General features: G+C 66.0%; 15 protein-coding genes. 1 reads left to right on the plus strand and 14 read right to left on the minus strand.

The window, feature by feature from the left end:
- The 5 genes from NA5_RS07055 to NA5_RS07075 all read right to left on the minus strand — a co-directional run bounded on the left by NA5_RS07055 (position 1) and on the right by NA5_RS07075 (position 5,594).
- Positions 1-909 (minus strand): TAXI family TRAP transporter solute-binding subunit, encoded by a 909-nt coding sequence (locus tag NA5_RS07055; RefSeq protein WP_062983090.1) that lies wholly within the window; start codon positions 907-909, stop codon positions 1-3.
- A complete protein-coding gene (locus NA5_RS07060; RefSeq protein WP_062983092.1) occupies positions 906-2,330 on the minus strand; it encodes a sensor histidine kinase in 1,425 nt (474 codons plus the stop codon). The genes NA5_RS07055 and NA5_RS07060 overlap by 4 nt, the downstream gene beginning before the upstream one ends.
- 37 nt (positions 2,331-2,367) lie before the next feature.
- Positions 2,368-3,027, minus strand: coding sequence for a response regulator transcription factor (locus tag NA5_RS07065; protein WP_062983355.1), 660 nt, complete (start codon positions 3,025-3,027; stop codon positions 2,368-2,370).
- A 46-nt stretch (positions 3,028-3,073) separates the two neighbouring features.
- Positions 3,074-4,480 carry an MFS transporter gene (locus NA5_RS07070; RefSeq protein ID WP_062983094.1) on the minus strand — a complete coding sequence of 469 codons (1,407 nt, stop codon included), beginning with the start codon at positions 4,478-4,480 and terminating at the stop codon, positions 3,074-3,076.
- A gap of 289 nt (positions 4,481-4,769) precedes the next feature.
- Positions 4,770-5,594, minus strand: coding sequence for an LLM class F420-dependent oxidoreductase (locus NA5_RS07075; protein ID WP_062983096.1), 825 nt, complete (start codon positions 5,592-5,594; stop codon positions 4,770-4,772).
- Between the two features lie 188 nt (positions 5,595-5,782).
- On the opposite strand from NA5_RS07075, the gene NA5_RS07080 reads away from it, so the two are divergent.
- A complete protein-coding gene (locus NA5_RS07080) occupies positions 5,783-6,226 on the plus strand; it encodes an Hsp20/alpha crystallin family protein (RefSeq protein ID WP_062983357.1) in 444 nt (147 codons plus the stop codon).
- A gap of 65 nt (positions 6,227-6,291) precedes the next feature.
- Here NA5_RS07080 and truA read toward each other — a convergent pair whose 3' ends face one another.
- From truA to NA5_RS40215, 9 genes are all read right to left on the minus strand, one after another.
- A complete protein-coding gene (truA, locus tag NA5_RS07085) occupies positions 6,292-7,164 on the minus strand; it encodes a tRNA pseudouridine(38-40) synthase TruA (protein ID WP_062983359.1) in 873 nt (290 codons plus the stop codon).
- 211 nt (positions 7,165-7,375) lie between these two features.
- Positions 7,376-7,903, minus strand: coding sequence for a 50S ribosomal protein L17 (gene rplQ / locus NA5_RS07090; protein ID WP_062983097.1), 528 nt, complete (start codon positions 7,901-7,903; stop codon positions 7,376-7,378).
- 49 nt (positions 7,904-7,952) lie between these two features.
- Positions 7,953-9,011 carry a DNA-directed RNA polymerase subunit alpha gene (locus NA5_RS07095; RefSeq protein WP_040686662.1) on the minus strand — a complete coding sequence of 353 codons (1,059 nt, stop codon included), beginning with the start codon at positions 9,009-9,011 and terminating at the stop codon, positions 7,953-7,955.
- Positions 9,012-9,116: 105 nt separating this feature from the next.
- Positions 9,117-9,722, minus strand: a complete 606-nt coding sequence (gene rpsD, locus NA5_RS07100; RefSeq protein ID WP_062983098.1) for a 30S ribosomal protein S4 — start codon at positions 9,720-9,722, stop codon at positions 9,117-9,119.
- Positions 9,723-9,742: 20 nt separating this feature from the next.
- Positions 9,743-10,156, minus strand: coding sequence for a 30S ribosomal protein S11 (rpsK, locus tag NA5_RS07105; protein ID WP_014349147.1), 414 nt, complete (start codon positions 10,154-10,156; stop codon positions 9,743-9,745).
- Positions 10,157-10,165: 9 nt separating this feature from the next.
- Complete coding sequence (gene rpsM, locus NA5_RS07110; RefSeq protein ID WP_062983099.1) at positions 10,166-10,537, minus strand: 30S ribosomal protein S13; 372 nt, start codon at positions 10,535-10,537, stop codon at positions 10,166-10,168.
- 254 nt (positions 10,538-10,791) lie between these two features.
- Positions 10,792-10,905, minus strand: a complete 114-nt coding sequence (gene rpmJ, locus NA5_RS07115) for a 50S ribosomal protein L36 (protein ID WP_040686659.1) — start codon at positions 10,903-10,905, stop codon at positions 10,792-10,794.
- A 290-nt stretch (positions 10,906-11,195) separates the two neighbouring features.
- The gene (gene infA, locus NA5_RS07120; protein ID WP_003418601.1) at positions 11,196-11,417 is read right to left on the minus strand and encodes a translation initiation factor IF-1; all 222 of its coding nucleotides are present in this window, start codon (positions 11,415-11,417) and stop codon (positions 11,196-11,198) included.
- Between the two features lie 165 nt (positions 11,418-11,582).
- A complete protein-coding gene (locus NA5_RS40215; protein ID WP_157110272.1) occupies positions 11,583-11,756 on the minus strand; it encodes a hypothetical protein in 174 nt (57 codons plus the stop codon).
- Positions 11,757-12,486 lie beyond the last annotated feature (730 nt).

Genomic DNA, 12,486 nt, shown 5'->3' on the forward strand with positions numbered 1-12,486 from the left:
TCATCCGTGTCGCCGCCGGTAAACCGCCGCCGCACCCGGATGCAAAGGGACGGAATCGGTTCCGATGAGCGAGCGGGTATCCAGGAATTGGGTTCCGGCCGCCTCGGCGGGTACCAGCCGGTCCGCGCGGGAAACCAGCAGCTCGACGATCGCCCCGGCCGCCGCATCGGACATGGTCGGGGCGGCGAGCAGCAGATTCGCGATGCCGACCGTGCGGACCGAGCGACCGCTGTCATAGGCGTCGGCGGGAATCTCGACCAAATCGTAGAGGTGTCCGAAGCGTTCGCGCATCGGCGCGGCCAACTCGCCGAGTTCCACCAATCGCAGCCGCTGCGGCACATCGAGTGCGTCGGTCGGCACGCCACCGGCCCATAGCAGCGCGTCCAGCTCACCGGATTCCACTCCCGCCACCGCATCTCGCAGCGGTCGATGCGAAATATCCACATCCGAAACGGGATTCACGCCCGCAGCCCATAGCAGCCGCTCCCCGGTAACCGCCGCACCGGATCCCGCGGCCCCCAGGTTGACTCGGGTCCCACGCAAATCGGTGACCCGTTGAATCGGCGCGTCCGACCGCACGGCCAGCTGCAGATAGTTCTCATACACCCGACCGAGCGCCACCAGCGGCGCCCGTTCACTCTGCACCGAATCCGCAAGCGCCAGTGCGGCATCCACCTGCCCGTTCGCCAACATCCGCAGATTTTCCTGCGATCCGGTGGTAGTCACCGGTTCGATCCGCACCGTGCCCGCCTCTTGGGCCACCGCCGCGAGCAGTTCCGCGAATGCGTGATAGAAGCCACCGATCTCCCCCGAGGCCAGCCGCACCAGGTCCGGGCCCCGACCACATCCGACGACACCGGCCGCGACACCGAGGACGGTGAGCGACAGGAACTTCCGCCGCCGCATCACGCCCGCACCGCCTGCGGCAGCCGGATCTGGATCGCGAGACCGTGCGGCTCGACGGGGAGCACGGATAAGGTCCCCCCGCGCGCTTGCGCCAAGGCCGCCGCGATCGGGAGGCCGAGGCCCGAGCCGCCGGAGGACGCACCCGAGCCGCGGAAGAACCGGGTGGTCAGCTTGTCGAGTTCGGCGGGTTCGACGCCAACACCATTGTCACGCACGGTCACCGTCACCCAGCCCGGCTCGACATCGACCACGATGACGGTCTGCGTGCCGGACCCGGCATAACTGCACGAATTGCTCAGTGGCACATCGAGAATCTGGGCGAGTACATCGGCGGACACAGCGGTATCGGCCTCGGCCACCTGCGGTTCCGCCCGCAATTCCTGCCCAGCATTCTCGTAGGCGGAGTACCAGGCGTCGACCCGGTCCGCTACCACTTGGACTGCGTCACAATGGTTTTCGATGTCGTACGGAGTACGCGCGGCCTCGAAGGCGGCAGGTGTCTCGGCGACCGCCAGACTGAGCAGGCCATCGAGCAGTGCGGTCAGCCGTTCGACTTCCGCACCCGCGCTGCGGAAGGTGGCCGCCGCGCTCTCCGGAATGGCGGCTTCCAGCGAGTCGAGACGAATCGTCAAGGCGGCGAGTGGATTTCGCATGGCATGCGCGGTATCCGCCACCAGCTGACGTTGCGCATCGGCCGAATCGGCGACCGCGAGAGCCATGGCATCGAAGGATTCCGCGACCGCCCGCATCTCCGGCGGCCCACCGTGGTGGCGGGCGATCGAGACGTGCGCGGCGGCCTCGGCGCGCGGCTTCGGCAGTGTCGCGGTCAATTCGGCGACCGCCTGCGAAAGCGCCGCCAGCGGGCGCAGCACCCAGCGCGCCAGGCTCAGCGCCAACATGGTGAACACCACCATTGCCAGCACCGCTCCGACCGCGATCACCGCCCACGCGCGAGCGATATCGCGCCGGGCGCGCGCGGTGGATGCCTCGATCACCACCGCGCCGTTGACCTGCACTCCCGTACCGACCGGCCGGGCGATCAGCACCGTCGCCCCACTCCACGGGGTGAGCCGATAGACCGGCTGCGGCCGCTGATTGCGGCGAGCCGCGGCAACGGCGGCCTCGACGGGCGCGGCGGCCGCATCGACGCCCGCATTCACCGTCCGTGCGCCGCGCGCATCGACCACGAGCACATTCTCGCCATAGAGATCGTGGTAGCGCCCCGCCTCGTCGGCCAGCGCCCGGCTGTCCCCCTCGGCCACCGCGGCGTCGGCGAGGCTGGCGAACCGGTCGGCATCGCCGGACCGAGCGGCGACGAACTCCTGGGTGCGGCTGGTCGCGAAGGTCAGCGAGAGCGGCACCGCGAAAGCGAAGACGGCGATCGCCGCGAATACCGTCAGCGCGACGAGTAGTCGTCTGCGCATGCCGGGCTCCGCTCCTAGGTCTGTCGGGCCGACACGATCACTGGCCCCAGCGGTAACCGTAGCCGCGAATCGTCGTTATCAGCCCAGGTCGGTCCAATTTCGCGCGCAGTCCGGTCATATGCACATCCAGTGAGCGCGATACCGCGACGAACGCGTCACCCCAGATCCGATCCATCAGTTGCTGGCGGCTGACCGCGGCGCCGGGCCGCTCCACCAATGCCTCGACCAACTCGAATTCCTTCTGGGTCAATGGGATCGGCCGCCCGGCCACCTCGACCACCCGGGCCGCCAGATCTACCCGCACATCCCCGGTGACCACCTCGGCCCGCTCCGGCTGCGACCCGGCGGCCGCGCGGCGCACCACATTCTCCAGCCGGGCCATCAGTTCGGCGATCCGCGGCGGCTTCACCAGATAGTCGTCGGCGCCGCCGCGCAGCCCGCGCACGATCGAACGTTCGTCGCTGCGGGCGGTCAGGATGAGCACCGGCACGGAACTCACCTCCCGCAGCTGGCGCAGCACATGCAGACCATCGCCGTCGGGCAGTCCGAGATCCAGGATGACCGCGTCGTAGCCGCGGTGGGCGGTGAGCAGATCCGCGCCTCGGCGTTTGCGCTCGGCCTGATAACCGCGGGCGTTGAGCGCCTCTACCAGCGCATCGCCTACGCCGTCATCGTCCTCGACCACCGCAAGCCGCACACGCCGATCCTTCCACAGCGGCGCGGCGGCATGTGCGGTCGGGCCGTCAGGGTCGGGCCGCCGAGAGGTCACGGTCCGACTCGGTGGCCGAGGTATCCGCCTTGGTGAGCGAAATATCGTCGGTGGCGGCATCGGCGTCGATGGCGGAACCGCGCGATGTCTCCCGCATGAACCAGTAGGTCAGCAGCGAGATTCCGATGCATCCGGCGACGTACCAGAAGTACAGCGATTCGTGGTTGGCCTGCTTCAGCGACAGCGCGATGGTTTCGGCCGTACCGCCGAAGATCGCGACGGTCAGCGCGTACGGCAGGCCGACGCCGAGCGCGCGGATCTTGGTTGGGAACAGCTCGGCCTTCACGATGGCATTGATCGAGGTGTAGCCGGTGATGATGACCAGCGCGCCCATCATCAGCGCCCACGCGGCGATCGGATTCTTGGTATGCGCGATCACGGTCATGATCGGCACGGTGAGCAGCGTGCCCGCGACTCCGAAGAAGATCAACAGCTTGCGACGTCCGACGCGGTCGGACAGCGCGCCCGCCAGCGGCTGCAGCACCACGAAGACCAGCAGTGCGATGAAGTTGATCCAGGAGACCGTCGGCTTGGCGATGCCGGAGGTATTGATCATGAATTTCTGCATGTACGTCGTGTAGGTGTAGAACGCGACGGTGCCGCCGAGCGTCAGCCCGATCACCAGCAGACATTCCCGCGGATACTGCAGCAGCATCCGCAGCGAACCCCGCGCGGGCTGCTTCACACCGGCGCTGCTCGCCGCCGGATCACGCTCGGCCTCGACCTCGGCCTCGAAGTGCTCCGATTCGTCCATGCTGCGCCGCAGCCACATCACGATCAGCGCGCCCGCCGCACCGATCACGAACGGAATGCGCCAGCCCCAGTTGTTCATCTGCGCGTTGTTCAGGAACTGCTGCAGGATGATCTGCACACCGAGCGCCACCAATTGTCCGGCGACCAGCGTGACGTACTGGAAGCTCGAATAGAATCCGCGCTTGCCTGTCGAGGCCACCTCGGACAAATACGTTGCGCTGGTTGCGTATTCACCGCCGACCGAAAGGCCCTGCAACAGCCGGGCCAGCAAAAGCAGTACCGGCGCGGCGATTCCGATCGTCTGGTATCCGGGCGTGGCCGCGATCAGCAGCGAACCCGCCGCCATCACCGTCACCGACAGCGTCAGCGCCGAGCGACGTCCGAACTTGTCGGCATAGCGACCGAGCAACCAACCACCGAGCGGCCGCATGAGGAAGCCGACCGCGAAAATCGCTGCGGTGGAAAGCAACTGCGCCGTGGAATCGCCCTTCGGGAAGAACGATTTCGCGAAGTACACACTGAATGCGGTATAGACGTACCAGTCGTACCATTCGACGAGATTGCCGATGGATCCACGCAATACATTCGCGACCACCCGGCGCTCGCCGACAGGCTGTGTCGTAGTCACAAGATCTCCTTCTTCGACGCGGCCTTGCGTCGGTCGGAGATCAGTGTGTGCGCAGTCACAGCAGCGATGGAAGCGCATGGGGCGCTTTCTAACGCTGTCTTAGGACGATTTCGAATCAGCGGTCGGCTGGAAGCTGCCGGACGAATCGAGGGACCCGATGTTTCATCCCTGCTGACCAAGGAAGTCCGAGTGAGGGCAGCGTCGTCAGCTCGGATCGAGCTGTTCGACCCGATTCAACAGTCCCGCAGGGCGATCGGCCGGTATCCGGGGCCGATCGCCAGCGGTGGTTCTAGCTGGTGAGCAGCGGTGCCAGCGTGCGCAGTGTGGCGGCTTCGTCGGCGAGGACTTGGATCACCACGTGATCGGCACCTGCGGCGCGATGGGCCGAGAGGCGATCGACGACGGTATCCGCGTCGCCGTGGGCTACCAGGGCGTCGATGAGGCGGTCGCTGCCGGGTTTGGCGAGGTCCTCATCGGTGAAGCCGAGGCGGCGGAGGTTGGCGACGTAGTTCTGCAGATCGAGGTAGAACTCGACGCGCGGACGAGCGGCGGTGCGGGCCCGGACCGGATCGTCATCGAGGACCGCCTTGTGTTCGGTGGCCAGCAGCACACCCTCGCCAAGCAGTGCGCGGGCGCGGGCGGTGTGTTCGGGGGTGACGTTGTAGGGCAGCGCGCCCGCGGACCGTTCCGCCGCCAACTTCAGCACGCGCGGGCCGAGCGCGGCGAGGGCGCGACGCTCCTTGGGCACGCCCGCGGCATCCAGTTCGTCGAAGTATTCGACCAGTGCGTCGTAGGGCTTGCGGTACTCGCCCTCGTGTTCGGGGTGGCCCGCGCCGATGCCGAGCAGGAACCGGCTCGGAAAACGCGCCTCGATCCGGTGGAACGACTCCGCGACCTGCTTGGCGGGCGCCGTCCAGATGTTCACGATGCTGGTCGCGACGGTGATCGACTCGGTCGCCTCGAGCAGCGGTTCGACCACGGCCAGATCGGCGGGCGGGGACCCGCCGAGCCACAGCGTGCCGTAACCGAGCCCTTCCAAGTCCTGCGCGTCCTGCGGGGTGAACGCCCCGTAGTAGCGCCATACACCGAACTGTCCGAGATCTCCGATAGCCATGTCCCGAATGAACGAGGCCGCCGCAGTCCCTATTCCGTCCGGGGACGCAATTGATCCGAGACATGCCGCGAAACATTCGAGCCAATTGTTAGCACTCGGATGCCGAGAGTGCTAACTTAGATGGTGCACAGCTTCCGGCGCCTGCCGCCGTGGCAGGCGTCGCCGCTAGCGAAATGGAGGTGATTGCTGTGCTTCGGTTCGATCCATTCCATGACATCGACACCGTGGCTCGCCAACTGCTCGGTGAATCCATGGGAACATCGCGCGCGCCGCGCTTCATGCCGATGGATCTTTTCAAGGCAGGCGATCATTACGTACTCAACGCCGACCTGCCCGGTGTGGACCCCGGCTCGGTCGATGTGAGCGTCGACAACGGCACGCTCACCCTGCGCGCACAGCGCAGCCTGCCGAGTGACGAAGGCGTCCAATGGATTGCGTCCGAGCGCTTCGCCGGTACCTATATGCGCCAGCTCAGCCTCGGCGACAATGTCGATGCCGAGAAGATCAGCGCGACCTATAACAACGGCGTGCTTTCGGTGACGATTCCGATCGCCGAGAAGGCCAAGCCGCGCCGAATCGAAATCTCCGGTTCCAACCAGCCGCGGACGATCGAGGCGGGTTCGTCCGGCTAGATCGGTGGGTCATGCTCCCGCACCGCCCGCGCCCGCTGATCGCGGTGCGGGAGCGCCCCGCCGGATCACTCGCCGCAGCAGCCTTCGGTTGGGACAGTACGCATTTCGCGGGTTTCGGCATTGCGCGCGGCGAGGTGGGCGTCGTCCGGGTAGTCGACGGCGATGAGGCTCAGGCCGTGGGCGGGAGCCACAGTGACCGAACTGGAGCGCTCGGTTTCGTTAAGTAGTGCGCCGACCCACTCTGGCGTGCGCCTGCCCTCCCCCACCGCGAGCACCGCACCGACGAGACTGCGAACCATGGACCAGCAGAACGCGTCCGCGCTGACATAGGCGGTCAGCAGATCACCGTCACGCACCCAGTCGAAGCGCTGGAGTTCACGGACGGTGGTCGCACCATCACGGCGGCGACAGAATGCGGCAAAGTTGTGCAGGCCCAATAGCTTTCGTGACGCCGCACGCATGGCTTCGAGGTCGACGTCGTGGCGGCAGGCGACAACGCTGCGGGCCTGCAGCGGCTCGGCGCCATAGGGTGCGGTGGTCAGCCGATACGCATAGTGGCGGCGGATCGCCGAGAAGCGTGCGTCGAATTCGGGCGGTGCGACGCGAATATTCTTGATTCGCACGTCTTTCGGCAGGAACCGTGCCATCCGATGGATGAGCTTGGCCGCATCGGGTTCGCTGCCGGTATCGAAATGCGCGACCTGCCCCTCGGCGTGCACACCGGCATCGGTACGGCCCGCAACCGTCAATTGGATCGGCTCCCGCAAGACCTTGCTCAGCGACTCCTCGAGCACGCCCTGCACGGTGCGCAGACCGGGCTGGCGCGCCCAGCCGATGAAATCCGTTCCGTCGTAACCGATATCGAGCCGCACTCGAACCGAGTCGGCATCGGACTCCGCCCGCGCATCGGCCGCGTTCTGCGCGGCTGCGTCCTGCACGGCTGCTTCCTGCAGGGCCGCGGGCGAATCCACCTGCGCGGACGCGCTCACCGCCGCATCCACCGAATCCTTCTCGGTCACAGGATCTCCTAATCGAACACGGTTCGCTCCGGCCGGAACGAAACCCGATATCAGCGCACTTGCCTCGGATACGAGCGAGCCCGCCGACCCACAGGGGCGGCGGGCTCGTTCGAGAACTCCAACGCGAGCGTCAGGCGTCCTTCTTGTCCTCAGCGGCCTCGTCGGCAGCGGGGGCCTCGGCCTCGACGGTCTCGGCGACGGCCTCTTCGGCCTGCTCCTCGACCACGGTCTCGGCGGCGGGCGCCTCGGCCTTCTTGGACGCGGCAACGCGGCGGGCGCGGTCGGCCTCATTGGTCACGGTCTTCTCCCGGACCAGCTCGATGACCGCCATCGGTGCGTTGTCACCCTTACGGGGCAGCGTCTTGGTGATGCGGGTGTAGCCACCCTCGCGGCCCTCGAACGACGGACCGATCGAGGCGAAGAGCTCGTGGACGACATCCTTGTTGCGGATGACCTTGAGCACCTCGCGCCGGTCGGCCAGGGTGCCGGCCTTCGCCTTGGTGACCAGCTTCTCGGCGTAGGGGCGCAGCGCCTTGGCCTTGGCCTCGGTGGTCGTGATCCGACCGTGCTCGAAGAGCGCCGTGGCCAGATTGGCGAAGATCGCCTTCTGGTGCGACGCCGACCCGCCGAAGCGGGCACCCTTCTTGGGCTTGGGCATTGTTTGTTCTCCTTGTGTGAGGCCGGGCCGGGGTGCCTACCCCAGCGGCCTAGAGCTGTTCGGTCTCGGCGTAGTCCTGCTCGCCGCCATCGGTGTCACTGAACGTGCCGCTGTCGCTCCACGTTCCGGTGCTCGCGTCGTAACCCACCACGGACGAAGGATCGAACGAGGCCGGGCTGTCCTTCAGCGAGAGGCCCAGCGCATGCAGCTTGACCTTGACCTCGTCGATGGACTTCTGGCCGAAGTTGCGGATGTCCAGCAGATCCGATTCGGTACGGGCGACCAGCTCGCCGACCGTGTGCACGCCCTCGCGCTTGAGGCAGTTGTAGGACCGGACGGTGAGGTCCAGATCCTCGATCGGCAGACCGAACGAGGCGATGTGATCCGCCTCGGCCGGTGACGGGCCGATCTCGATGCCTTCGGCTTCGACATTGAGCTCACGGGCCAGCCCGAACAGCTCGACCAGGGTCTTGCCCGCCGAAGCGAGCGCGTCCCGGGCGGTGATGGAGTTCTTGGTCTCCACGTCCAGGATCAGACGGTCGAAGTCGGTGCGCTGCTCGACACGGGTGGCCTCCACCTTGTAGGTCACCTTGAGCACCGGCGAGTAGATCGAATCCACCGGGATCCGGCCGATTTCCGCGCCGGACGCCTTGTTCTGCACCGCCGGGACGTAACCGCGACCGCGCTCGACGACGAGCTCGATCTCCAGCTTGCCCTTGTCGTTCAGGGTGGCGATGTGCATATCCGGGTTGTGCACGACAACACCGGCAGGCGGCACGATGTCACCGGCGGTGACGGTGCCCGGGCCCTGCTTGCGCACGTACATCGTGACCGGCTCGTCCTCCTCCGAGGACACGACCAGACCCTTGAGGTTCAGGATGATGTCGGTGACATCCTCCTTCACACCGGGGACGGTGGTGAACTCGTGCAGGACGCCGTCGATGCGGATGCTCGTGACCGCGGCCCCCGGAATCGAGGACAGCAGGGTACGCCGCAGCGAGTTGCCGAGGGTGTAACCGAAGCCGGGCTCGAGCGGTTCGATGGTGAACTTCGAGCGGTTCTCGGCGACGACCTCTTCGGTCAGCGTCGGACGCTGTGAAATCAGCATTTGGATCATCCTCCTGTACGGGCGCCCACTATTTGACGCCCACGTCTTAGGGGTTGTGCGCGATCGCCCCGATAAGGACGATCGCGCACCAGCAGCGGAAGCTGTTTACTTCGAGTAGTACTCGACGATCAGCTGTTCCTGCAGCGGCACATCGATCTGGGCGCGCTCGGGGAGCTGGTGCACCAGCACCCGCAACCGGCCCGGGATCACCTGCAGCCAGCCCGGAACCGGGCGATCGCCGACGGTCTCGCGCGCGACCTGGAACGGCAGCGTGCCGAGCGACTTCTCCTTGACATCGATGATGTCGTACTGGGTCACCTGGAAGCTGGGGACGTTCACGGCCCGGTTGTTCACCAGGAAGTGACCGTGGCTGACCAGCTGGCGAGCCTGCCGACGGGTGCGCGCCAGACCGGCGCGGTACACGACGTTGTCGAGACGGGTCTCGAGCAAGCGGAGCAGGTTGTCACCGGTCTTGCCCTTGAGGCGGTTGGCCTCTTCGTAGTACCGGCGGAACTGCTTCTCCATGACGCCGTAGGAGAAGCGCGCCTTCTGCTTCTCCTGCAGCTGGAGCAGGTACTCGCTCTCCTTGATCCGCGCGCGGCCGTGCTGGCCCGGCGGGTACGGACGACGCTCGAACGCCTGGTCGCCTCCGACGAGGTCGACCCGAAGACGACGCGACTTGCGGGTGATGGGGCCTGTGTAACGAGCCATTTTTCGTTATTCCTTTCCCGCTAGACGCGACGCCGCTTGGGCGGACGGCAGCCGTTGTGCGGCTGCGGGGTGACATCGGAGATCGTGCCGACTTCCAGGCCTGCGGCCTGCAGCGAACGGATCGCGGTCTCACGGCCCGAACCCGGGCCCTTGACGAACACATCGACCTTCTTGACGCCGTTCTCCTGCGCCTTGCGGGCGGCGTTCTCGGCGGCGAGCTGCGCGGCGAACGGGGTCGACTTGCGCGAACCCTTGAAGCCGACGTGGCCCGAAGACGCCCACGAGATGACGTTGCCGGACGGGTCGGTGATCGACACGATCGTGTTGTTGAACGTGCTCTTGATGTGCGCGTGGCCGTGCGGGACGTTCTTCTTTTCCCGGCGACGCGACTTCTGGGTCTTCTTGGGGCCGGAGGCCCGACTCTTCGGAGGCATCCTTATCCCCTACTTCTTCTTGCCTGCGACGGTGCGCTTCGGGCCCTTGCGGGTGCGCGCGTTGGTCTTGGTGCGCTGGCCACGCACGGGCAGGCCACGACGGTGGCGCAGACCCTGGTAGCAGCCGATCTCGATCTTGCGTCGAATGTCGGCCTGCACCTCGCGGCGCAGGTCACCCTCGACCTTGAGGGCCGAACCCTCGATGTAGTCACGCAGCTGCGTGACCTGCTCGTCGCTGAGGTCCTTCGACCGCAGGTCGGGGCTGACGCCCGTCGCCTCGAGAATCTCCTTGGCGCGGGTACGGCCGATGCCGAAAATGTAGGTCAGCGCGATCTCCATGCGCTTTTCACGCGGGAGATCAACGCCCATGAGACGTGCCATGTGGCAGGTTCCTTAATCGTTGCGGAGGTCTGCTCCCTGTCCGTCCCCTCGTCTGGTGGGGCACCGGCCTCCGTACCGGTGGTTGGCTCGCACACCTCGGACCTTGCGATTCCAAGGAACCGCGCGGTCCGAAAATCCGCAGTGTGCGGCTGGAACTGGGAGTTCTTCACGGGGCGAGTGCTTGCAGCTCACCCCCATTCAGTTCTGTGTGGCCAAGCCGATCATGGATCGGTGCACGGCTGGTGCTGCGAAAATCAGCCCTGACGCTGCTTGTGGCGCAGGTTTTCGCAGATCACCATGACCCGACCGTGACGGCGGATCACCTTGCACTTCTCGCAGATCTTCTTGACGCTCGGCTGAACCTTCACGTCCGTCCAATCTTGTTCGGTTCACACGGGTGTGAACACAGTTTTTCCCCAGCCGGGAGGCTGAGGAAGTCTGTTGCTCGCCGCGCTGGACGGCGAGCTTGGTCTTTGCCACCGTCCTGGGCGGCGTGCTCGATGGGCAAAGCCCAGACCCTGGTGGGGGTCCGGGGGCGAAGCCCGCCGGGCGGGGTGTGGGGGTTGCACCCCACAAAACACCAAGTGAATCGACCACGGCGAGCGCTCTCCGCGAGCAGCGGTCGCCCACTCGATTCACTTGCGGTCGCCCACTCGATTCACTTGTAGCGGTAAACGATGCGGCCGCGCGACAGGTCGTAGGGCGAAAGCTCGACGACCACACGGTCCTCGGGAAGGATGCGAATGTAGTGCTGCCGCATCTTTCCGCTGATGTGCGCGAGAACCTTGTGCCCGTTCTCGAGCTCGATCCGGAACATCGCATTGGGCAGCGGCTCGACAACTCGACCCTCGACCTCGATGGCCCCGTCCTTCTTCGCCATGTCCTCCGCGATCCCGGTTTACGCTCAAACCTGGTTTGATTGCCTTGTATCTGATTCCATGTAACCCATCGGTCGAACCGATCGGCGGCATGCAAACAGTCGGCGCGTAGGTGCACCGCCGACCAAGCTTACCGGTTTAATTGCTGGCAGGCCAATTCGCCCTGGTCACACGCGCCCACTGACGTGCTCGAGGCGGTGCACCGAGCCGCAATTGCCAGCGTAGTCGTGGTGCCAAGAGCCGCGTTGGAGCGGTGACGTCGCGCAGTGGCCACTGTCGGTGACGAGGCAGAAACCGGTGATGACCTGATCATCGTCGAATGCCATCGGCTTCTTCTGCACGGCCGTCCTTATCTTGCACGATCCCCTTCCTCGGAACGGCCATGGCGTCGAGATCGGGGGTTCGTCGCTATCCATCCCGGCCGAGCGGCAGCGGTGATCTTCGCGCGGCGGCATGGCACCGTCGGGAGCCGGTCTTGCCTTGGACGTCGTCGACGCTCCGGGTTCCGCTGCCGCACGGGAGCGGTGCTTCGCGAACGGGTCGGAACGGATGCGGTGGAGCGCGTTCGTCACTCGGGCACGGCAGCATCGAAGAAGACGTGTACTTGCCGGGATCCATGAGGCCGCCCTCGCCGGAATGTAAAAGCCTGCCGGAGATCAGGATCGAGCGGGCCGTGGTGGTGAAGCAGACGCTCGGCAATCGGCCCTGCGTAGTGAGCGCGGTCATACAGCGTGACACATCCGGGCGGCTTATCGAGAGGTGCATGGGGCCAACAGATCCCGGTATCGGGGACGTTCGAAAACCGGTCATACGGCCCACTCCCCAACCGTGATGAGGCGGAGTCGTCGCGTAAACTGACCCCAGCCCAGGAATAAAGGTCGAGCAGATCAAGGGGGACGCGTGAGGGAGCGCAGCGAGCGAATCAGCACAGCGCCCTCGGGCACGGCGCAGCTGAGCGCCAGCGAGGCGGAGTCGTGAGCCGTAATAACGACGGCCTCCCCATGCTGCCCCCGTGGCTTTCCGAGAGCGATGTCACCGGCGGCTACGAAGCGCCCGTACAGAACCTGCCAC

It is taken from the genome of Nocardia anaemiae NBRC 100462 (genome assembly GCF_001612725.1).
Lineage (GTDB): Bacteria > Actinomycetota > Actinomycetes > Mycobacteriales > Mycobacteriaceae > Nocardia > Nocardia anaemiae.

What these genes read in the sequence shown, in the direction of transcription:
- rpsK (WP_014349147.1), bottom strand. Translation starts at nt 10,156, where the DNA reads ATGCCTCCGAAGAGTCGGGCCTCCGGCCCCAAGAAGACCCAGAAGTCG.
- rplQ (WP_062983097.1), bottom strand. Translation starts at nt 7,903, where the DNA reads ATGCCCAAGCCCAAGAAGGGTGCCCGCTTCGGCGGGTCGGCGTCGCAC.
- NA5_RS07075 (WP_062983096.1), bottom strand. Translation starts at nt 5,594, where the DNA reads ATGGCTATCGGAGATCTCGGACAGTTCGGTGTATGGCGCTACTACGGG.
- NA5_RS07095 (WP_040686662.1), bottom strand. Translation starts at nt 9,011, where the DNA reads ATGCTGATTTCACAGCGTCCGACGCTGACCGAAGAGGTCGTCGCCGAG.
- rpsM (WP_062983099.1), bottom strand. Translation starts at nt 10,537, where the DNA reads ATGGCACGTCTCATGGGCGTTGATCTCCCGCGTGAAAAGCGCATGGAG.
- NA5_RS07060 (WP_062983092.1), bottom strand. Translation starts at nt 2,330, where the DNA reads ATGCGCAGACGACTACTCGTCGCGCTGACGGTATTCGCGGCGATCGCC.
- infA (WP_003418601.1), bottom strand. Translation starts at nt 11,417, where the DNA reads ATGGCGAAGAAGGACGGGGCCATCGAGGTCGAGGGTCGAGTTGTCGAG.
- rpsD (WP_062983098.1), bottom strand. Translation starts at nt 9,722, where the DNA reads ATGGCTCGTTACACAGGCCCCATCACCCGCAAGTCGCGTCGTCTTCGG.